The organism is Streptomyces filamentosus (assembly GCF_014654895.1).
GTDB lineage: Bacteria > Actinomycetota > Actinomycetes > Streptomycetales > Streptomycetaceae > Streptomyces > Streptomyces filamentosus.
Genome location: NZ_BNBE01000001.1, coordinates 3,908,461 through 3,928,414, shown reverse-complemented (window position 1 = coordinate 3,928,414; position 19,954 = coordinate 3,908,461). Strand labels below are relative to the sequence as shown.

13 protein-coding genes are annotated in these 19,954 nt (G+C 71.1%); 2 read left to right on the top strand and 11 right to left on the bottom strand.

The window, feature by feature from the left end; translation table 11 throughout:
• Positions 1–50: 50 nt before the first annotated feature.
• Positions 51–3,638 (bottom strand): bifunctional glycosyltransferase/CDP-glycerol:glycerophosphate glycerophosphotransferase, encoded by a 3,588-nt coding sequence (locus tag IE326_RS17630; RefSeq protein ID WP_190041996.1) that lies wholly within the window; start codon positions 3,636–3,638, stop codon positions 51–53.
• Between the two features lie 426 nt (positions 3,639–4,064).
• On the opposite strand from IE326_RS17630, the gene IE326_RS17625 reads away from it, so the two are divergent.
• Positions 4,065–6,341, top strand: a complete 2,277-nt coding sequence (locus IE326_RS17625; protein WP_229915381.1) for a bifunctional glycosyltransferase/CDP-glycerol:glycerophosphate glycerophosphotransferase — start codon at positions 4,065–4,067, stop codon at positions 6,339–6,341.
• A 77-nt stretch (positions 6,342–6,418) separates the two neighbouring features.
• Here IE326_RS17625 and IE326_RS17620 read toward each other — a convergent pair whose 3' ends face one another.
• The 10 genes from IE326_RS17620 to folC form a co-directional block, all read right to left on the bottom strand.
• Positions 6,419–8,347 carry a TIGR03960 family B12-binding radical SAM protein gene (locus IE326_RS17620; protein WP_150228178.1) on the bottom strand — a complete coding sequence of 643 codons (1,929 nt, stop codon included), beginning with the start codon at positions 8,345–8,347 and terminating at the stop codon, positions 6,419–6,421.
• 52 nt (positions 8,348–8,399) lie between these two features.
• On the bottom strand, positions 8,400–9,926 hold the full coding sequence (locus tag IE326_RS17615) for a CYTH and CHAD domain-containing protein (protein WP_190041994.1): 1,527 nt from the start codon (positions 9,924–9,926) through the stop codon (positions 8,400–8,402).
• Positions 9,927–9,958: 32 nt separating this feature from the next.
• Entirely contained in the window at positions 9,959–11,158 is a 1,200-nt protein-coding gene (rodA, locus tag IE326_RS17610) for a rod shape-determining protein RodA (protein ID WP_190041993.1), read from the bottom strand.
• A 4-nt stretch (positions 11,159–11,162) separates the two neighbouring features.
• A complete protein-coding gene (gene mrdA, locus IE326_RS17605; RefSeq protein ID WP_150228181.1) occupies positions 11,163–13,349 on the bottom strand; it encodes a penicillin-binding protein 2 in 2,187 nt (728 codons plus the stop codon).
• A 19-nt stretch (positions 13,350–13,368) separates the two neighbouring features.
• Complete coding sequence (gene mreD / locus IE326_RS17600; protein ID WP_190041992.1) at positions 13,369–14,037, bottom strand: rod shape-determining protein MreD; 669 nt, start codon at positions 14,035–14,037, stop codon at positions 13,369–13,371.
• Positions 14,034–15,125, bottom strand: a complete 1,092-nt coding sequence (gene mreC / locus IE326_RS17595; protein ID WP_190041991.1) for a rod shape-determining protein MreC — start codon at positions 15,123–15,125, stop codon at positions 14,034–14,036. Before mreC ends, mreD begins: the two co-directional genes overlap by 4 nt.
• A gap of 76 nt (positions 15,126–15,201) precedes the next feature.
• Positions 15,202–16,221, bottom strand: coding sequence for a rod shape-determining protein (locus IE326_RS17590; protein WP_019886273.1), 1,020 nt, complete (start codon positions 16,219–16,221; stop codon positions 15,202–15,204).
• Between the two features lie 226 nt (positions 16,222–16,447).
• A complete protein-coding gene (ndk, locus tag IE326_RS17585; RefSeq protein WP_150228184.1) occupies positions 16,448–16,861 on the bottom strand; it encodes a nucleoside-diphosphate kinase in 414 nt (137 codons plus the stop codon).
• A 63-nt stretch (positions 16,862–16,924) separates the two neighbouring features.
• Complete coding sequence (locus IE326_RS17580; RefSeq protein WP_030755437.1) at positions 16,925–17,293, bottom strand: DUF4233 domain-containing protein; 369 nt, start codon at positions 17,291–17,293, stop codon at positions 16,925–16,927.
• Between the two features lie 7 nt (positions 17,294–17,300).
• Entirely contained in the window at positions 17,301–18,821 is a 1,521-nt protein-coding gene (folC, locus tag IE326_RS17575; protein ID WP_150228185.1) for a bifunctional tetrahydrofolate synthase/dihydrofolate synthase, read from the bottom strand.
• Between the two features lie 101 nt (positions 18,822–18,922).
• Between folC and IE326_RS17570 the strand changes: the two genes are divergently transcribed.
• Positions 18,923–19,945, top strand: coding sequence for a rod shape-determining protein (locus IE326_RS17570; protein WP_190041990.1), 1,023 nt, complete (start codon positions 18,923–18,925; stop codon positions 19,943–19,945).
• Positions 19,946–19,954 lie beyond the last annotated feature (9 nt).

The window sequence follows — 19,954 nt, the reverse complement described above, 5'->3', positions numbered from 1 at the left end:
CCCGCAGGTCTCCCTGCGGGCCGGGGCCCCTGTCGTCGTCCGCCGGGGGCCTAGAGCGGCGCCCCCTCCTCGGCCGTCTTGAACATCAGGTCGGCCAGGCGCTCCGACGCGTGGCCGTCGTCGAGGTCGCAGAAGTTGTGGTGGAACCTGTCGTACTTCTCCTGGTACTCGGCCGACACCCGGTCGACGTCGAGGATCGACTGGATCAGCTCGTCGGAGGTCTCGATGAGCGGGCCGGGCGCGTCCTCCTCGAAGTCGAAGTAGAAGCCGCGCAGACGGTCCCGGTAGTGCTCCAGGTCGTACGTGAAGAACAGCATCGGACGACGCAGGTGGGCGTAGTCGAACATGACCGACGAGTAGTCCGTGATCATGATGTCGGCCGCGAGGTACAGGTCCGCGATGTCCGGGTACTCCGAGACGTCGAAGACGAAGCCGTTCCCGGCACCGGGGACGAGGTCCACGATGTTCGAGTGGCGGCGCACCAGGAAGACGTGGTCGTCGCCGAGGCGGCGGCGGGCGTCCTCCAGGTCGACCCGGAGGTCGAACTTGAACTGGCCGCGGCTGTGCGACAGGTCGTCACGCCAGGTCGGCGCGTACAGCACGACCTTCTTGCCCTTCGGCAGGCCGAGCTTCTCCTTCACGGCCGCGGCCCGCTCGTCGCGGTCCTCGGCGTAGAGGTAGTCGTTGCGCGGGTAGCCGGTCTCGGCGATCAGGCCGTCGTAGCCCATGGCGCGCTTGAGGATCGGCGTGCTGAAGCGGTTCGACGAGACGAGGATGTTCCAGTTCGCCGACTCCTGGACCAGGCGCGCGTGGTAGTTCGGGTCGAACGCCGGCGCGTTGATGTCCAGGCCGATCTTCTTCAGCATCGTGCCGTGCCACGCCTGGACGATGACCTGGCCCGCGCGCCGCTTGATCCAGTGCGGCAGGTGGCCGTTGGTGACGATGTACCGGGCGCGGGCCAGCGCCTCGTACCAGTCGACGCCCTGGAAGCGGACCGCCTTGAGCGTGTCGGGCAGCTCGACCTGGCCGTCGCGGACCGCCCACAGGTGCTCGACGTCCGCGCCCCGGCGCAGCAGCTCCTCGTGGACCGCGCGCGGGCTGTCCGAGAACTGCTTGCCGTTGTAGCTGACGTAGAGGACCTGGTCGCGCAGCGGCAGCTCGCGGGCGGCCTGGTAGACCTCCTGGCGGAGCTGGTACTGGCGGTTGGCGCCGCGCTCCCGGTCGTCGAGGTCCGGCAGGCAGTGGAGCTGCGCGTGGTCCTGCCAGAGGATCTCCAGCTGGTAGGCGCGGCCGTCGGCGGCTCCGTCCAGCGGGAACTGCGGCACGGCGAGCCGGTCCGCGACGAGCGACATCCGCGGGTCGGTCTCCTTCGGGCCGTCCAGGCGGAAGACCCAGCGGCCGGTCTTCAGCGGAAGGTTGTCGGAGGGGCCAGACATCCGGGAGGGGCGGAAGGATGCCTCGAAGGTGCCGTCCGCGTGCACGGTCAGCGGGACCTTCCGCTCGTCGAAGCGGCTCTTCGCGCTGACGACCAGGTGGTAGCCGGTCAGGTCCGCCGGGGCCGTGCCGCGGAGCGTGAACGTGCCGTCGGACTCCGAGATGCCGGTGATCTTGCCGCGCAGCGGACGGCCCGAGAACTTGAAGTAGCCGTTGGTGCCGCCGAGGACCGCGACCTCGTTGCGGTCGGCGCCCTCGCCGAAGGACTCGGGCAGGCGGATCTGGAGGTCGGCGAGACCGTCCATGATCACGGTCTTGACGTTCCGCGGGTTCTGGTCGGGCTCCTCGATGCGGATCTGGGTGCTCCAGTTCCGGCGCATGGTCTTCGCGGCGTCGGGGGTGCCGGCGTCCAGGTGCTCGGGGAGCAGGGCGATGTCACGGAGCGGGACGCGCATGCGGAGCAGCTTGTGCGGGCCGGAGTGGCCGAGGACCTCGGCGGGGTAGAGGAGGACCTCGCCGCTGCTCTGGTTGATGACCCGCAGGAAGAGCTCGGTGCCCTCGGCGACGACCTCGCGGAAGGTGCCCTCGACGACGAGCTCCTCGCCCTCGGCGCGGAAGGCCGTGATGAGGGCCGAGACCTTCTCGATGCGCAGCTTGAGCGCGGCCTTCCGGACCTCGGGGAGCAGGCGGTAGTTCTCGTCGAGCCACTGGTAGGGCGGGTAGGAGAGGCGGTCGGAGCCGTACGAGTGCACGGAGCGGGAGCGCACGAGGCCGCCGGACACGGCGCGCATGCCGACGTGCCAGAGGCCCTCCTGCCACTGGTCGCCCTTGCGCAGACGCGCCGGGTCGATGACGGTCTCCCAGCCGGCCCAGTCGAAGTTGTGGCCGCGGCCCTTGTGCCCGGAGTCGGTGGTGGCCTGGGGGGCGTAGATGTTGCCGAGCGGGATGAGGGTACGGCGCTGGGTGCCGTCCTTCTTCAGCTGGAGCATCTTGACGATGCTGTGCTTGCCGGTGTGGTCGACGCGGTCGATCCAGGCGTGGCCCGTCAGCTTCAGCTTGCCGTTCTCCCAGCGCAGGTCCGTCAGCGGGGAGCGCAGCTGGAGGTCCTTGTCGGTCCGCAGGAGCTTCTTGGGGACCAGGTCGGGCTGGGACTCCAGCGAGGGGTACTTGGCGTACTTGCGCACGACGCCCTCGATGGGCACCGGCTCGCCGACGCGCTCGTCCTGGATGAACGCGATGAGCTCCTTGACCGCGTGCTTGCGGGTGAGGAGCCACTTCACGCGCAGCGCGGTGGGGAGCGTGTCGATCAGGTCGAAGTCGATGCCGTCGAGGAACTTGTTGGCCGTGCGGATGAACTCGGCGTGGTACTCCGCGTCGCCGTCGGGCATGACGTTGAGGAAGATGCGCAGGTCGCCGGTGAGCACCGTGCGGTCGTAGTCGCGCTTCAGCGCCTCGGCGCCCGGCTGCGAGGCGAGGAAGCGGCTGACGCCCTCCACGGCGGTCGCGCGGTCGCGGACGGCCTTCGGCACGTTGCGGCGCTGGGTGATCGACGGGTTGGAGATGCCGTCGCGCAGCCGCCAGTAGTACGTGGTCTGGCTGATGATGTCGACGGACTCGGCGAGGTACAGGGCCGGGATGGTGACCGGGATGTCCTCGTACAGCACGCCCTCGGGGAAGCGGAACGCGTGCTGGTCCCAGAAAGAGCGGCGGAACATCTTGTTGCAGGCGATGCGGTCATTGAGCAGGATCCGCTTCTTGCGGACGTGCGTCTGGCGGACCGTGCCCTGGGAGATGAAGCGGTGCATCGGCGACTGCCACACCCGGGTCGAGTTGAGGTGCTCGACGTTGCCCGCCGCGAAGGAGGACTGGGTCTCGTCGAGGGTCTCGACCATGATCCGGTAGGCGTCCGGCGGGATCACGTCGTCGCTGTCGACGAAGGTGAGGTACTCGCTCTCCGGGGCCAGGGCCGCGAGGCCCGTGTTGCGCGCGGCACCCAGACCGGCGTTCTCCTTGCGGATCAGCCGGAAGCGCTTGTCCCGCTCCGCGAACTCCGCGGCTATGGAGTTCGACTCGTCCGTCGACCCGTCGTCGATCATCAGCACTTCCAGGTCCTGGAAGGTCTGGGCGGCGAGCGAGTTGAGGCAGGCGGGTAGGTACTCCGCCACGTTGTAGATCGGGACGATGACGCTGAGCCGGGGTGCCATGAAGTTCTGCGTTCCTTTCCATTTCAGACCCGCTCGACAGGCTCGAGCGTCTGAGGGAGTGACGGGGCGTGCTTTCGGTTGTTCCAGCGGACCGATGGGGGGTGTCTCCCCGCCGAGAAAGACCCGCCTGCCGGCCCGTCCGCCCCGGTGCCGGAGCTCAGCACCGCCACAGCTCTTCAGAATAGACGATGGGTCCCACGACCGTTCGAACCCAATTGGCCCCTTCCTCACCCGCCGGGAAGACTCCGTTCACCCCGCCCGGGACCCGTCCGGGGCCTGCCGGGGCCCGCCCGGGGCCCCTCCGGGGGCCCGTACGGGTGACCGCTCCCCCGGAAGACGTTCGAGCGGTCCTGTCATACTGCGCTTGAGCGGTTCGACTGAGGAGAGACACACGGTATGCCGTCTGCAGCTGCCCCCCGTTTCAGCGTGATCATCCCTGTCTACGGGGTCGAGGGCTACATACGCGAATGCATCGAGTCGGTGACCTCGCAGAGCTATCCCGACTTCGAGATCGTCGCGGTCGACGACCGCTCCCAGGACGGCAGCGGCGCCATCATCGACGAGCTCGCCGCCCGCGACCCGCGCGTCCGCGCCGTCCACCGCGCGGAGAACGGCGGCATAGGCGCCGCCCGCAACACCGGCATAGCCCACGCCCGCGGCGACTACCTGCTCTTCCTCGACGGCGACGACTCCATACGCCCCGGCTCGCTCCAGGCCCTCGCCGACCGGCTCGACGAGACCGACGACCCCGAGATCCTGCTCTTCGACTACGTCCGCACCCACGTGGACGGCAGCGTCGAGGCCAGCAAGTCCGGCAAGCACCTCGCCGCCGTCCGCGGCCAGGTCGTCGACCCCCGCGCCCACCTCGAACTGCTGCGGGTCTTCGCCGTCGTCTGGAACCGCGTCTACCGCCGCGACTTCTTCACCACCGGCGGCTTCGACGGCGCCGGCTTCCACTTCACCGACGGCCTCTACGAGGACGCGCTCATGGTCTACACGACCATGGCCACCGCCCGGCGCGTCGCCGCCCTGGAGTACGTCGTCGTCGAGTACCGCCAGCGCCGGCAGGGCAGCTCCATGCGGAGCAGCTCGCCCCGCAAGCACTTCGTCATCTTCGAGCAGTACCAGCGGGCCTTCGACTACCTGGCCGGGCACCCCGGCCTCGACGACTACCGCAAGGTCGTCTTCGAGCGGATGGTCAGCCACTTCCTCTACACCCTCGCCCGCGGCTTCCGCATACCGCGCAGCCACCGCCGCGCCTACATCCACCAGGCCGGCCAGGCCTACCGGCGCAACGAGCCCAAGGGCTTCACCCCGCCCCCCGGCCTCGTCGGCCTGAAGTTCAAGGTCCTGCGCACCGGCTCGTACGCCGCCTTCGAATCGCTCAAGGCCGCCAACGGCACCCGCGAGACCGCCTTCCGCGCGCTCGGCCGGTCCAAGCGCTGGGGCGGCCGCAAGGCCCTGAAGACCTACTACGCGGTGCAGCGCCGGCTCCCCGTCGACGAGAACCTCGCCGTCTACTCCGCCTACTGGGGCCGCACCCCCGGCTGCAACCCGCTCGCCGTCCACGAGGCCGCGAAGAAGCTCGCGCCGAACCTGCGCGGGGTGTGGGTGGTCAACCAGGCGCACGCCGGGAAGCTGCCCGCCGGCATCACCCGGGTCGCCCCGGCCACCTTCGGCTACTGGAAGGCGATGGCGCGGGCGAAGTACCTGGTCAACAACGTGAACTTCCCGGACTCCGTGATCAAGCGCCCCGGCCAGGTCCACCTCCAGACCCACCACGGCACCCCGCTCAAGCGGATGGGCCTGGACCAGCAGAACTACCCGGCCGTCGCCCGCAGCATGGACTTCGGCAAGCTCATGGAGCGCGTCGACCGCTGGGACTGGAGCGTCTCCTCCAACCAGCACTCCACCGAGCAGTGGGAGCGGGTCTACCCGGCCGCCTTCAAGACCCTGAACACCGGCTACCCGCGCAACGACGTCTACTACCGGGCCGGCGCCGAGGACGTCCGCCGGATCCGCGGCGCCCTGGGCATCGCCCCCGGCAAGAAGGCGATCCTGTACGCGCCCACCGTCCGCGACCACCAGCGGGACGCCTTCGTCTCCCGCCTGGACCTGGCCCGCTTCGCCCGCGAGCTCGGCCCCGACTACGTCCTCCTGGTCCGCGCCCACTACTTCTACGGCGCCGACCGCGAGCTGGACGCGCTCGCCGAGCGCGGCGCCCTGGTCGACGTCTCCCGCCACCCGTCGGTGGAGGAGCTGTGCCTGGCGGCGGACGCCCTGATCACGGACTACTCGTCGATCATGTTCGACTACGCCAACCTCGACCGGCCGATCGTCACCTACGCCGACGACTGGGAGATGTACCGCACCTGCCGCGGGGTGACCTTCGACCTGCTCTCCGGCGAGCCCGGCGACACCCCCGGTGTGATCGCCACCACCGAGGACGAGCTGATCGCGGCCTTCCGCGACGGCACCTGGCGGGGCGAGGAGGCCGCCGCGCTGCGCCGCGCCTTCCGCGAGCGCTTCTGCGCGTGGGACGACGGCCACGCCGCCGAGCGGGTCGTCCGCGCCGTCTTCCTGGAGGAGGAGGGCCTGCGCCCGCCGGTCGTCCCGGTCGCCGAGCGGACCCCCGCGCCCTCCCCCGAGGCCGCCACCGCGACCACGGGCACGACCGCCGAGCCGGAGCACGTCGCCGGCTGACGGCGGCGCGGAGCCCGTACGCGAAAGGGGGCGCCCGGACGGAGATCCGTCCGGGCGCCCCCTTCGTGCGCGTGCGGCTACTTCACCACGGTGAGCGGGAGGAGCTTCTTGCCGGTGGGGCCGATCTGGATGTGGGTGTCCATCTGCGGGCAGACGCCGCAGTCGAAGCACGGGGTCCAGCGGCAGTCCTCGACCTCGGTCTCGTCGAGGGCGTCCTGCCAGTCCTCCCAGAGCCAGTCCTTGTCGAGACCGGAGTCCAGGTGGTCCCAGGGCAGGACCTCCTCGTAGGAGCGCTCGCGGGTGGTGTACCAGGCGACGTCCACGCCCTGCTCGGGGAGGGTCTTCTCGGCGCAGGCCATCCAGCGGTCGTACGAGAAGTGCTCGCGCCAGCCGTCGAAGCGGCCGCCGTCCTCGTAGACCGCGCGGATGACGGCGCCGATGCGGCGGTCGCCGCGGGAGAGCAGGCCCTCGACGATGCCGGGCTTGCCGTCGTGGTAGCGGAAGCCGATCGAGCGGCCGTACTTCTTGTCGCCGCGGATCTTGTCGCGGAGCTTGAGGAGGCGGGCGTCCGTCTCCTCGGCCGACAGCTGCGGGGCCCACTGGAAGGGGGTGTGCGGCTTGGGCACGAAGCCGCCGATGGAGACGGTGCAGCGGATGTCGTTCTGCCCGGAGACCTCGCGGCCCTTGGCGATGACGTTGATCGCCATGTCGGCGATCTGGAGGACGTCCTCGTCGGTCTCGGTCGGCAGGCCGCACATGAAGTACAGCTTCACCTGGCGCCAGCCGTTGCCGTAGGCGGTGGCGACGGTCCGGATGAGGTCCTCCTCCGAGACCATCTTGTTGATGACCTTGCGCATGCGCTCGGAGCCGCCCTCGGGGGCGAAGGTGAGGCCGGAACGGCGGCCGTTGCGGGTCAGCTCGTTCGCCAGGTCGACGTTGAAGGCGTCCACGCGGGTCGAGGGGAGGGACAGGCCCACCTTGTCCTCGGTGTAGCGGTCCGCGAGGCCCTTCGCGATCTCGCCGATCTCGGTGTGGTCGGCGGAGGACAGCGAGAGGAGGCCGACCTCCTCGAAGCCCGTCGCCTTGAGGCCCTTCTCGACCATCTCGCCGATGCCGGTGATGCTTCGCTCCCGCACGGGGCGCGTGATCATGCCGGCCTGGCAGAAGCGGCAGCCGCGGGTGCAGCCGCGGAAGATCTCGACGGACATGCGCTCGTGGACGGTCTCCGCGAGCGGCACGAGGGGCTGCTTGGGGTAGGGCCACTCGTCGAGGTCCATGACGGTGTGCTTGGACACGCGCCACGGCACCCCGGACCTGTTCGGGACGACGCGGCCGATGCGGCCGTCCGGCAGGTACTCGACGTCGTAGAACGCCGGGATGTACACCGAGCCGGTCCTCGCGAGGCGGAAGAGGACCTCCTCGCGCCCGCCCGGACGGCCCTCGGCCTTCCACTGGCGGATGATCTCGGTCATGTCGAGGACGGCCTGCTCGCCGTCGCCGATGATCGCCGCGTCGATGAAGTCCGCGATCGGCTCGGGGTTGAAGGCGGCGTGGCCGCCGGCGAGCACGATCGGGTGGTCGACCGTCCGGTCCTTCGACTCCAGCGGGATGCCCGCCAGGTCGAGGGCGGTGAGCATGTTGGTGTAGCCGAGCTCCGTGGAGAAGCTCAGGCCGAAGACGTCGAACGCGCCGACGGGGCGGTGGCTGTCGACCGTGAACTGGGGCACCTTGTGCTCGCGCATCAGCTCTTCGAGGTCCGGCCACACGCTGTAGGTGCGCTCGGCGAGGACGCCCTCGCGCTCGTTCAGCACCTCGTACAGGATCATGACGCCCTGGTTGGGCAGACCGACCTCGTACGCGTCCGGGTACATCAGAGCCCAGCGGACGTCGGCGCTCTCCCACGGCTTGACCGTGGAGTTCAGCTCTCCACCGACGTACTGGATCGGCTTCTGCACGTGCGGGAGCAGAGCTTCGAGCTGCGGGAAGACAGACTCGGCAGCAGACATCTCGAACCTTCGTGAGCTGGCAGGGGGGCGACTCTCAAGCGTACCCCGGTGCTCAGCGGGTCAGCGCCGCCCGGAGATCCGGGGCCGCCGCCCGCTCCCACACGTCCGGCAGCTCGCGCTCGCCCGCCGCGGCGGCGGCCGCCTGGCGCTCGTGGAGAACGCCCCAGGTGAAGGAGGGTTCGCCGGCCGATTCGGCCTGGCGGGCGAGGTCGTCCAGGGCGGCGCGGGCGACGACGGTGTCCTGGTGGTCGCCGAGGAGGCTCTGGACGGCCTTCACCCTCTTGGAGAACCGTTTCGCGGGCTTGCCGAGGGTCGGGACGGCGGCGTCGGCGGCGTACCGGGCCCGCTTGGCGGCCTTGCGGGCCTCGTGCAGGGCGAGGTCGCGCTCGTGGCCGGGGGCGAGGTCGAGGGCGGGGCCGATCCGGTCGGCGAGCCGGCGGTGGTCGCGCCGGATCGCCTTCGGCAGCGCCTTCGCGGCCTTCTTCCGCGCCCCGGGGCGCAGCGGCGGGTCGGCGAGCAGGCCGTCGAGGGCGTCGAGGAGGGCGAGGTGGCGGGGCGAGTCGAGGGCGGCGAGGACGCGGCGGGCGCCCTCGCGGGAGCGGGCGTGGTCCCAGGTGCGGAGCCGGCCGCGGACGGGGCCGTGGCGCAGCGACCGGGGCAGCGCGTCGAGCGCGTCGCCCAGCCGGGCGTGCAGGACCTCCTGGTCGCGGGCATGACCGAGTTCTCCGGCGAGCCACTTCAGCTCGGCGCCGAGCGGGTCCGTGACCTCCCGGTCGAGGACCTGGCGGTAGGTCTTGAAGGCGCTGCGCAGCCGCCGGCAGGCGACCCGCATCTGGTGGACGGCGTCGGGCAGCTCGCGGCGGACGGCGGGGTCGAGCCGGACGAGGGCGTCGACCTGCTCCCGTGCGTACGCGAGGACGGCGGCGCCCGCGGTGCCGTCGGCGGGCGGCTCCGCCGGTTCCCGGGGCTCGGGGGCGAGGCCGGTCCCGTCGAGGGCCCGGGCGAGCTTGGAGGGGGCGGTGGAGGGGTGGATGCCGGCCTTCCGCAGCCGCTTCTCGACGGCGTCGAGGACGGCCGGGTCGGCGTCGTCGGCGAGCTCGACCTCGATCTCGGTCCAGGCGGCGGTCCGGTCTCCCCCGCCGAGGAGGCGGTCGGCGCGGACGGTGTCGACGGAGAGCTCGGCCAGGACCGTGCCGTCCGCGTCCCTGAGGTGCCGGACGTCGCGGGAGGAGCGGAGGCGGACGACGGGGACGACCTCGGCGCCGCGGACCCGGGAGCGCAGGAGCGCCGCCAGGGGGCGCGGGAGGGTCTTGGAGAGCGGGGCCCTGATCTCGTCGCGGATCCCGGGGGCGACGGGGAACTTGAGGTGCCAGCCGGCGTCCCGGCCGCCGGTGCGGCGGCGCAGCGTGAGGGAGTCGGCGGCGAGCCGGAGCCCGGCCGTGTCGTGGTAGACCGCGTCGAGTTCGGTGACGCCCTCGGCCGTCACCGACGCGACCCCGGCCGCACGGGTGAGGTCCGGCAGCCGGGTCTCCTCGGTGGCTTCGTACTTCCGCTCGATCTCGCGCTTGGTCTCCGCCATACCTCGAATCTAACCGCCGGAGCGCCGGGGTGTCAGGCGGTCATGGGCCGTTGCACCCGGATCGACTGGAGGAGTCCGATCGCGACCCAGACGGCGAACATGGAGGAGCCGCCGTAGGAGACGAAGGGCAGCGGGAGTCCGGCGACGGGCATGATGCCGAGGGTCATGCCGATGTTCTCGAAGGACTGGAAGGAGAACCAGGCGATGATGCCGGCGGCGACGATCGTGCCGTAGAGCTCGGTGGTCTCGCGGGCGATCCGGCAGGCGCGCCAGAGGATGACGCCGAGGAGGACGAGGATCAGGCCGGCGCCGACGAAGCCGAGCTCCTCGCCCGCCACCGTGAAGACGAAGTCGGTCTGCTGTTCGGGGACGAACTGGCCGGTGGTCTGGGAGCCCTTGAAGAGGCCGGAGCCGAGGAGGCCGCCGGAGCCGATGGCGATGCGGGCCTGGTTGGTGTTGTAGCCGACGCCGGCCGGGTCGAGGTCCGGGTTGGCGAAGGCGGCGAAGCGGTTGATCTGGTACTCGTCGAGCATGCCGAGGGCGGTGACGAGGACGGCACCGCCGATGCCGGCGCCGATGAGGCCGAGGACCCAGCGGTTGGAGGCACCGGAGGCGAGGAGCACGCCGAGCACGATCACGATCATCACCATGACCGAGCCCAGGTCGGGCATGAGCATGACGATGCCCATGGGGAGGGCGGCGAGGACCAGGGCCTTGGCGACGGTGCCGTGGTCCGGGTGGAGCTGGTCGCCCGCGTCCACCTTCGAGGCGAGCAGCATCGCCATCACCAGGATGATGGTGATCTTCACGAACTCGCTGGGCTGGAGCGAGAAGCCGCCGCCGACCACGATCCACGCGTGGGCGCCGTTGATGGTGGCGCCGAGCGGGGTCAGGACGGCGAGGATCAGCACGATCGACAGGCCGTAGAGGAACGGCACCGCCCCCCGCAGGGTGCGGTGGCCGAGCCAGACCGTGCCGATCATCAGCGCCAGGCCGATGCCGGTGTTGAGCAGGTGCCGGAAGAGGAAGTAGTACGGGTCGCCCTGGTTCAGCTCGGTGCGGCCGCGGGTGGCCGACCACACCAGGAGCGCGCCCAGGAAGGAGAGGGCGAGCGCCGAGAGCAGGATCGGCCAGTCGAGGCGGCGGACCACCGAGTCCCGGGCGGTGAGCCTGGCGAGGGTGCCGCGCTCGGGCGCGTACCGGGAGACGGAGAAGCCGTGCGGTGTGGTCATCGGTTCAGTCCCTCCGCCCGGTGGCGGCGGGCGGTCCGGCGAGCGCGGCCGCGCCGTCCTCGGCCGGGTCGACCTTCTGCGCCTCGGGGTCGTACGGCTTGATCTTCGGGGCGTCGATCGAGCCGTCGGCGTCGATCTTCGGGAGCGCCTTCTGCGGCGTGGGCAGCAGGGCGCGCTTGAGGTCCTGGTTGCCCGCGTCGTCGAGGCCGTAGAGGGCGTCGTAGATGTTGCGCACGGCGGGGCCGGAGGCGCCGGAGCCCGTACCGCCCTGGGCGATCGTCATGACGATCGAGTAGTCCTTGGTGTACGTGGCGAACCAGGAGGTCGTCTGCTTGCCGTAGACCTCGGCGGTACCCGTCTTGGCGTGCATCGGGATCTTGTCCTGCGGCCAGCCGCCGAACCGCCAGGCGGCCGTGCCGCGGGTGGCGACACCCGCGAGGGCCTCCTCTATCAACTTCTGCGTGCTCGCGTCCATGGGCAGCTTGCCGTGGGACTTCGGCGCGATCTCGGTGACCTTCTTGCCGTCGGGGCTGACGATCGCCTTGCCGACGGTCGGGTTCCACAGGGTGCCGCCGTTGGCGATGGCGGCGTAGATGGTGGCCATCTGGATGGGGGTGACGAGGGTGTCGCCCTGGCCGATGGAGTAGTTGACCGAGTCACCGGCGCGCATCAGGTTGCCTTCGAGGCAGTTCTCGTAGGAGAGCTGCTCGACGTAGCTGCCGCCGCGCTTGCCGATCTTGCACCAGTAGTCCTTGTTGGCCTCCCAGAAGTTCTGCTTCCACTTCCGGTCGGGGACGCGGCCGGTGACCTCGTTGGGCAGGTCGATGCCGGTGACGGCGCCGAGGCCGAACTGGTGGGCCGTCTTGTAGAACCAGTCCTTGGCGTCGGCCTTGGGCTTCATGCCGCCGTCCTTCTGCCACTGCTGGTGGGCCAGCGCGTAGTAGACGGTGTCGCAGGAGACCTCCAGGGCCTGGCCGAGCGTGATGCTGCCGTGGCCCTGGGACTCGAAGTTCTTGAAGACCTGGTTGCCGATGGAGTACGAGGACGGGCACGGGTAGCGGCCGTTGAACTCGTATCCGGCGTTGACCGCGGCCGTGGTCGGGATGACCTTGAAGATGGAGCCGGGCGCGGCCTGGCCCTGGATGGCGCGGTTGAGCAGCGGGAAGTTGGAGTTCTTGCCGGTGAGGGCGGCGTAGTCCTTGGCGGAGATGCCGCCGACCCAGGCGTTGGGGTCGTAGTCGGGCTGCGAGGCCATGGCGACGATCCGGCCGGTCTTCGTCTCCATGACGACGACGGCGCCGGCGTCGGCCTTGTAGTTCTCGCTGGTGTTCTTGTCGTACGTCTTCCGGGCCTCCACCATCGCGTTGTGCAGCTCCCACTCGGCGACCGCCTGCACGCGGGCGTCGATGGAGGTGACGACGTTGGAGCCGGGGACGGCGGGGTCGGACTTGGCCTGGCCGATGACGCGGCCGAGGTTGTCGACCTCGTAGCGGGTGACGCCGGCCTTGCCGCGCAGTTCCTTGTCGTACGTGCGCTCCAGGCCGGAGCGGCCGACCTGGTCGGAGCGGAGGAACGGCGAGTCGGTGTCCTTGGCCTTCTCGATCTCCTCGTCGGTGACCGGCGAGAGGTAGCCGAGGACCTGCGAGGTGCGGGACTCGCCGGGCGCCGGGTAGCGGCGGACGGCGGTGGGTTCGGCGGTGATGCCGGGGAAGTCCTCGGCGCGCTCGCGGATCTGGAGGGCCTGCTGGGTGGTGGCCTCGTCCGTGACCGGGATCGGCTGGTAGGGGGAACCGTTCCAGCAGGGCTTGGGCGTCTGGGAGTCGCAGAGCCGGATCTTGTTGATGACGTCCTCGGGCTTCATGTCGAGGACGCCGGCGAGCCGGGTGAGGACGGCCTTGCCGTCGTCCTTCATCTTCATCAGCTCGGTGCGCGAGGCGGAGACCACGAGGCGGGTCTCGTTGTCGGCGAGCGGGACGCCCCGGGCGTCGAGGATGGAGCCGCGGACGGCGGGCTGCACGACCTGCTGGACGTGGTTGTTCTTGGCCTCGTCCGTGTACTCCTTGCCGTTGCGGATCTGGAGGTACCAGAGCCGGCCCCCCAGGGTGAGCAGCAGCGAGAAGACGAGGATCTGGATGACGACGAGCCTGGTCTGGACCCGGGGGGTCCGTCCGGTCTCGGGGATGTTGCTCATGCTGCCGGTGCCCCCTCGGTCACAGTCGCTTGACTCCCTTGATGCGTCCGGCGCGGGTGGCGCGGGTGCGGGCGGCCTTGACGCGCAGGCCGCCGCGCTGGGTGCCGATCCTCAGGCCGGTGCCGGAGGAGAGCCAGCCGGAGGAGACGTCGGAGCCGCCCGCGCCGGTGGCGTCCGCGACCGGGTCGTTCTCGGCGCGGCGGGCCAGGGCCATGACGAGCGGCACCGTGAACGGCGCGAGGAGCAGGTCGTAGACCACGGCGGTGAAGAGCAGGGAGCCGAGGCCGACGTGGCGGGCGGCGGTGTCGCCGACGAGGGCGCCGACGCCCGCGTAGAGCAGGGTGGAGCCGACGGCCGCGGCGACGACGGCGGCCATGGGGCCGAAGGCGGAGGTGAAGCGGCCGTTCTCGGGCCGGACGAGGCCGACGAGGTAGCCGACGACGCAGAGCACGAGGGCGTAGCGGCCGGCGGCGTGGTCGGCGGGCGGCGCGAGGTCGGCGAGCAGGCCGGCGGAGAAGCCGACGAGCGAGCCGGTGACGGGCCCGTGGACGAGGGCGAGGGCGACGACGGTCAGGAGGACCAGGTCGGGGACGGCGCCGGGGAGCTGGAGCCGGGCGAGGACGGTGACCTGGACGACGAGGGCGACCACGATCAGGGTCGCGGAGAGGAGGATGCGGTTGAACTTCACGGGGTCGCGTCCTCCTGGCCGTTCGGGTCCTGGGGCTGGTCCTGCGGCTGGTTCTCGTCCTGCGGGGGGTCCTGCGGCTGCTGCCGGGCCAGGTCCTGGGCGGGCTTCTCGGCCTCGTCCGCGAGCGGCTGGTCCTGGAGCGGCCGGTCGGCCTTCTCGCCCTGGGCCTGCTCGCCCTCGGCGGGCGGCTTCGCGGTGACCGTGACGGTGACGGTCGGCGCGGGCTTCGGCTTCTGCGGGAGCACGGTGTCGCGCGGGTCGGAGCGGGGGGCCTGGACGACGACGCCGACGATGTCGAGCTTGGTGAAGCCGACGTACGGACGGACGTAGACGTTGCGGGTCAGGCCGCCGCCCGCCGGGTCGACGCGGACGACCTCGCCGACCGGCACGCCGGGCACGAAGGGCTTGTCGGCGCGCGAGCCGAAGGTGACGAGCCGGTCGCCCGCCTTCACCTTGGCCTTGCCGTTGAGGAGCTGGACCAGCAGCGGGCGGTCGCCCTGGCCGGTGGCGAAGCCGAGTTCGTCGGTCTTCTCCATGCGGGTGCCGACGGTGAAGTCGGGGTCGTTGGCGAGGAGGACCGTGGAGGTGGACGGGCCGACGGTGGTGACCCGGCCGACCAGTCCTGCGCCGTTGAGCACCGTCATGTCGCGCCGGATGCCGTCGCGGGCGCCGACGTCGATGGTGACGGTCCAGGAGAAGCCCTGGGCCGCTCCTATGGCGATGACCTGGGCGCCCTTGACGCCGTACTGTCCGGCGCCGGCGGTCTTGAGCAGGGAGTCGAGCTCGCGCAGCCGGTTGCGGTTGCGGTCGTCGCTGCCGAGCTTCGCCTTCAGCTCGGCGTTCTCCTTCTCCAGGGCGGCGATCCGGGTGTGCCGTTCGCCGGAGTCCCGGACCGCGCCTATGGCGTTGCCGATGGGGTCGACCGCCGCCGCGACGCCGTTCTCGACGGGGCCGAAGACGGCGGCGGCGGCCTGCCGGGCGCCGTCGACCGGCGACTCCTGGCCGCCGCGGATGTCCACCGTGATCAGCGCGAACGCGATGGCGACCAGCAGCACCAGGAGCAGCCGGCTCTCTCGTGTGTCCCTCACGTGCGGCGGCCGTGCCCTTCCTCGTGGTTCGTTGTGCAGATGTTCGTACCGTACGGGCTCGGGCCCGGCCGATGGGTCAGCGGCGCGGCTGGGCGTCGAGGACCTGCTGGAGGGCCTCGAACTCCTCGACGCACTTGCCGGACCCCAGGGCCACCGAGTCCAGCGGGTCCTCGGCGATGTGGATCGGCATGCCGGTCTCGCGGCGGAGCCGCTCGTCGAGTCCGCGCAGCAGGGCGCCGCCACCCGTGAGAACGATGCCGCGGTCCATCACGTCACCCGAGAGCTCCGGCGGGCACTTGTCGAGCGTGGTCTTCACGGCGTCGACGATCGCGTTGACCGGCTCCTCGATGGCCTTGCGGACCTCGGCGGCGGAGATGACGACGGTCTTGGGGAGGCCCGAGACGAGGTCGCGGCCGCGGATCTCGGTGTGCTCGTCCTGCTCCAGGTCGTAGGCCGACCCGATGGTGATCTTGATCTGTTCGGCGGTGCGCTCGCCGAGGAGGAGCGAGTACTCCTTCTTGATGTGCTGGATGATCGCGTTGTCCAGCTCGTCGCCGGCGACCCGGATGGACTGTGCCGTGACGATTCCTCCGAGGGAGATCACCGCGACCTCGGTGGTGCCGCCGCCGATGTCGACGACCATGTTGCCGGTGGCCTCGTGGACGGGGAGGCCGGAGCCGATGGCGGCGGCCATGGGCTCCTCGATGATGTGCACCTGGCGGGCGCCGGCCTGGGTGGACGCCTCGATGACGGCGCGGCGCTCGACGCCGGTGATGCCGGAGGGCACGCAGACCACGACCCGGGGGCGGGCCAGGTAACGCCGCTTGTGGATCTTCAGGATGAAGTAGCGGAGCATCCGCTCGGTGATCTCGAAGTCGGCGATGACGCCGTCCTTCAGCGGACGCACGGCGACGATGTTGCCGGGGGTCCGGCCGATCATCTTCTTCGCCTCGGCACCCACCGCGAGGATCCCGCCGGTGTTGGTGTTGATCGCGACGACGGACGGCTCGTTGAGGACGATGCCTCGACCCCTGACGTACACCAGCGTGTTGGCGGTCCCGAGGTCGACAGCCATGTCACGGCCGATGAACGACATGAAGTTCCCCTTGTTTCCCATGGCTGAGGGTGGTGCGGCGAAGAGTTTTCATCGTAGTGCCGCTCACGCGGATGGCGCGCGCTGGTCCACCTCTGTACTAGGTGACGGTAGGACGCGGCGATCCGTTCCCGGGATTGGCGTTCATATGCCTGGGGGCGGCCGAATTCCTTCGGTCGCCCCACCTCATGGCTGCTGTTCGGCTGACGCGGGGTCAGGCCGGGCCGGGTCAGACGAGACCGGGGAAGAAGATCTTCAGCTCGCGCGCGGCGGACTCCTCGGAGTCCGAGGCGTGGATGAGGTTCTCGCGGACGATGGTGCCGAAGTCGCCGCGGATGGAACCGGGGGCGGCGGCGATCGGGTCGGTCGGACCGGCCAGCTGGCGGACGCCCTCGACGACCCGCTCGCCCTCGACGACGAGCGCGACGACCGGACCGGAGGACATGAAGCCCATCAGCGGCTCGTAGAAGGGCTTGCCCTTGTGCTCGCCGTAGTGCTGCTCCAGCGTCTCCTGGTCGAGCTCGCGCAGCTCCAGGGCGGCGAGGGTCCAGCCGGCCTTGCGCTCGATGCGGCCGATGATCTCGCCGATCAGACCGCGGCGGACCGCGTCGGGCTTGAGCAGGACGAGCGTGCGCTGGCTCACGGGGGGAACTCCTTCGGGAGGGTGTGCGGGCCTATGAATCTACAGGGCCCGCACCGACCTCCGTCACGCAGCGTCAGGCCCTGCGGAGCCCTGGGCCGCGGCGTTCGAGGCGGCCCAGCGGGCCTTGATCTCGTCCACCCTGCGCCCGTAGTGCACCGAGCACCACCAGAGGACGGCGAAGACCGCCCCGAGGAAGTACATGACGGGCACGAAGAAGCCGCTGAGGATCAGCCCGATCTGGAGCGCCCAGCCGAGCTGGACGCCACCGGGACGGGTGAGCGTCCCGCAGAGCAGCACCGACAGGACCATGGCGACGCCGCACACCCACCAGACGGTGGAGGTGGTGAGGGAGTCGTCCTTCATGGCGACGAGACCGGCGAAGCCGATCACGAAGAACTCGCCGATGAGGGTGGAGGAGCAGAGCGTGCGCATGTCCGGGTCAGCCCCTCTTGAGCAGCAGCCGGGCGTCGCCGACCGTGAAGATCGAACCGGTCACCAGCACGCCGGCGCCGCCGTACTCGGCCTCCTCCTCGGCGAGCGTGATCGCCGCCTCCAGGGCGTCGGGCAGCCGGGGCTCCACGACGACCCGGTCCTCGCCGAAGACCTCGACGGCGACCGCGGCGAGCGCGTCGGCGTCGGTGGCGCGGGAGGTGGAGTTCTGGGTGATCACGATCTCCGCGAAGATCGGCTCGAAGGCCTCCAGGAGCCCACGGGCGTCCTTGTCGCCGCTGGTGGAGACGACGCCGATGAGCCGGGAGAAGCCGAATGCCTCGGAGACGGCCTCGGCGGTGGCGCGGGCCCCGTGGGGGTTGTGCGCGGCGTCGAGGATGACCGTCGGTGAGGAGCGGACGACCTCCAGGCGGCCGGGCGAGGAGGTCTGGGCGAAGGCCCGGCGCACGATGTCGACGTCGAGGCTGCGGGCCTGCTCGGCGCCGATGCCGAAGAACGCCTCGACGGCGGCGAGCGCCACGGCCGCGTTGTGCGCCTGGTGGGCGCCGTACAGCGGCAGGAAGATGTCGTCGTACTCGCCGCCGAGGCCGCGCAGGGTCAGCAGCTGGCCGCCGACGGCGACCTCGCGGGAGACGACGCCGAACTCCATGCCCTCGCGGGCCACGGTCGCGTCGACGTCGACGGCCTTCTTCAGGAGCACCTGGGCGGCGTCCACCGGCTGCTGGGCCAGGATGACGGTCGCGCCCTGCTTGATGATCCCGGACTTCTCGCCGGCGATGGCGCCGGTGGTCTCGCCGAGGCGGTCGGTGTGGTCCAGGTCGATCGGGGTGACGACGGCGACGGAGCCGTCGATCACGTTGGTCGCGTCCCAGGTGCCGCCCATGCCGACCTCGACGACGGCCGCGTCGACGGGGGCGTCCGCGAAGGCGGCGTAGGCCATCGCGGTGAGGACCTCGAAGAAGGAGAGGCGGTACTCCTCCCGGGCGTCGACCAGCTCCACGTACGGCTTGACGTCCTGGTACGTCTCGATGAACCGCTCGACGGAGATCGGGGCGCCGTCCAGGCTGATCCGCTCGGTGTAGCTCTGCACGTGCGGCGAGGTGTAGCGGCCGGTGCGCAGCTCGAAGGCGCCGAGCAGGGACTCGATCATGCGGGCGGTCGACGTCTTGCCGTTGGTGCCCGTGATGTGGATCGAGGGGTACGCGCGCTGCGGCTCGCCCAGCACGTCCATCAGGGCGGCGATCCGCTGGACCGACGGGTCCAGCTTGGTCTCGCCCCAGCGGGTCGCCAGCTCGGCCTCGACCTCGCGCAGCGCCTTCTCCAGCTCCGGGTCCTCCGGGCGGCTGGGCACGGGGTCGCCCTGCGGCGGTCCGGCCAGCGCGCGCAGGGTGCGGCTGCCGGCCTCGATCACCGCCAGGTCGGGGTCGCGGTCGGTCGCTTCGTCGACGAGGTCGTCGAAGGCGTCGTCATGCTCGTCGGCGTGGTCGCGCGGGTCGCTCGGGTCACTCACGGGGGCAAGTCTACGGAGGCGCACCGACAGGACGATGGACCCACCCCTTTCGGGACCTTCGGCCCGCCGTCCGCCGGGGCCGCCCGGCAAACTTGGCGATCATGGACATAGGCATCGATCTCGGCACGGCCAACACCCTCCTCTACGCGCGCGGCCGGGGCATCGTGCTCGACGAACCGTCCGTGGTGGCGGTCCGGGAGGGCTCCCGGCACGCGCTCGCGGTCGGCGCGGAGGCCAAGGAGACGATCGGCCGGACGCCCGGGTCGATCACCGCGATCCGTCCCCTCAGGGACGGGGTGATCAGCGACTACGAGGCGGCGGAGGAGATGATCCGGCACTTCGTCCGCAAGGCGGTGCCGGGGCGGCGGCGCCCCCGCACCCGGATGGTCGTCTGCGTGCCGAGCGGGGTCACCCCGGTCGAGCGGCGGGCGATCGTGCACGCCGCGACCTCGGCGGGCGCGCGGGCCGTGCACCTCATCGAGGAACCGATGGCGGCGGCGATCGGGGCGGGGCTCCCGGTCTCCGACCCGCGCGGCTCGATGGTGGTCGACATCGGCGGCGGCACGACCGAGGTGGCGGTGATCTCGCTCGGCGGGATCGTCACCGCGCAGTCCCTGCGGGTCGGCGGCGACCGCTTCGACACGGCGGTCGCCAACCACGTCCGCAAGGAGCACGCGCTGCTGATCGGCGAGCGGACGGCGGAGGACGTGAAGGTGGCGATCGGCTCGGCGTGGCCGGTGCCGGGCGGCGAGGAGTTCGAGCGGAGCGTCTTCACCGTGCGCGGCCGGGAGAGGGTCAGCGGTCTGCCGCGCACGGTGGAGCTCACCGTCCCCGAGGTCCGGGCCGCCCTCGACGAGCCGGTGGAGGCGGTCGTCGCGGCGGTGCGGGGGACGCTGGAGGAGTGCCCGCCGGAGCTGTCCGGCGACGTGATGGAGCACGGCATCGTGCTGACCGGCGGCGGGGCGCTGCTGCCGGGCCTGGACCTGCGCCTGGCCTCGGCGACGGGCATCCCGGTCTTCGTCGCGGACGCCCCCCTGAACTGCGTCGCCCTCGGCTCGGGCCGCTGCGTCGAGGACTTCGACGGCCTCCAGCGGGTCCTGGGCAAGGCGGAGTCGGCGCGGTAGGCCGTCTGG

Excerpts from the sequence above, each read along its gene's own strand:
- IE326_RS17630 (WP_190041996.1), bottom strand. The coding sequence starts at position 3,638 with ATGGCACCCCGGCTCAGCGTCATCGTCCCGATCTACAACGTGGCGGAG.
- IE326_RS17620 (WP_150228178.1), bottom strand. The coding sequence starts at position 8,347 with ATGTCTGCTGCCGAGTCTGTCTTCCCGCAGCTCGAAGCTCTGCTCCCG.
- IE326_RS17615 (WP_190041994.1), bottom strand. The coding sequence starts at position 9,926 with ATGGCGGAGACCAAGCGCGAGATCGAGCGGAAGTACGAAGCCACCGAG.
- rodA (WP_190041993.1), bottom strand. The coding sequence starts at position 11,158 with ATGACCACACCGCACGGCTTCTCCGTCTCCCGGTACGCGCCCGAGCGC.
- mrdA (WP_150228181.1), bottom strand. The coding sequence starts at position 13,349 with ATGAGCAACATCCCCGAGACCGGACGGACCCCCCGGGTCCAGACCAGG.
- IE326_RS17590 (WP_019886273.1), bottom strand. The coding sequence starts at position 16,221 with ATGTCGTTCATCGGCCGTGACATGGCTGTCGACCTCGGGACCGCCAAC.
- IE326_RS17580 (WP_030755437.1), bottom strand. The coding sequence starts at position 17,293 with ATGCGCACGCTCTGCTCCTCCACCCTCATCGGCGAGTTCTTCGTGATC.
- IE326_RS17570 (WP_190041990.1), top strand. The coding sequence starts at position 18,923 with ATGGACATAGGCATCGATCTCGGCACGGCCAACACCCTCCTCTACGCG.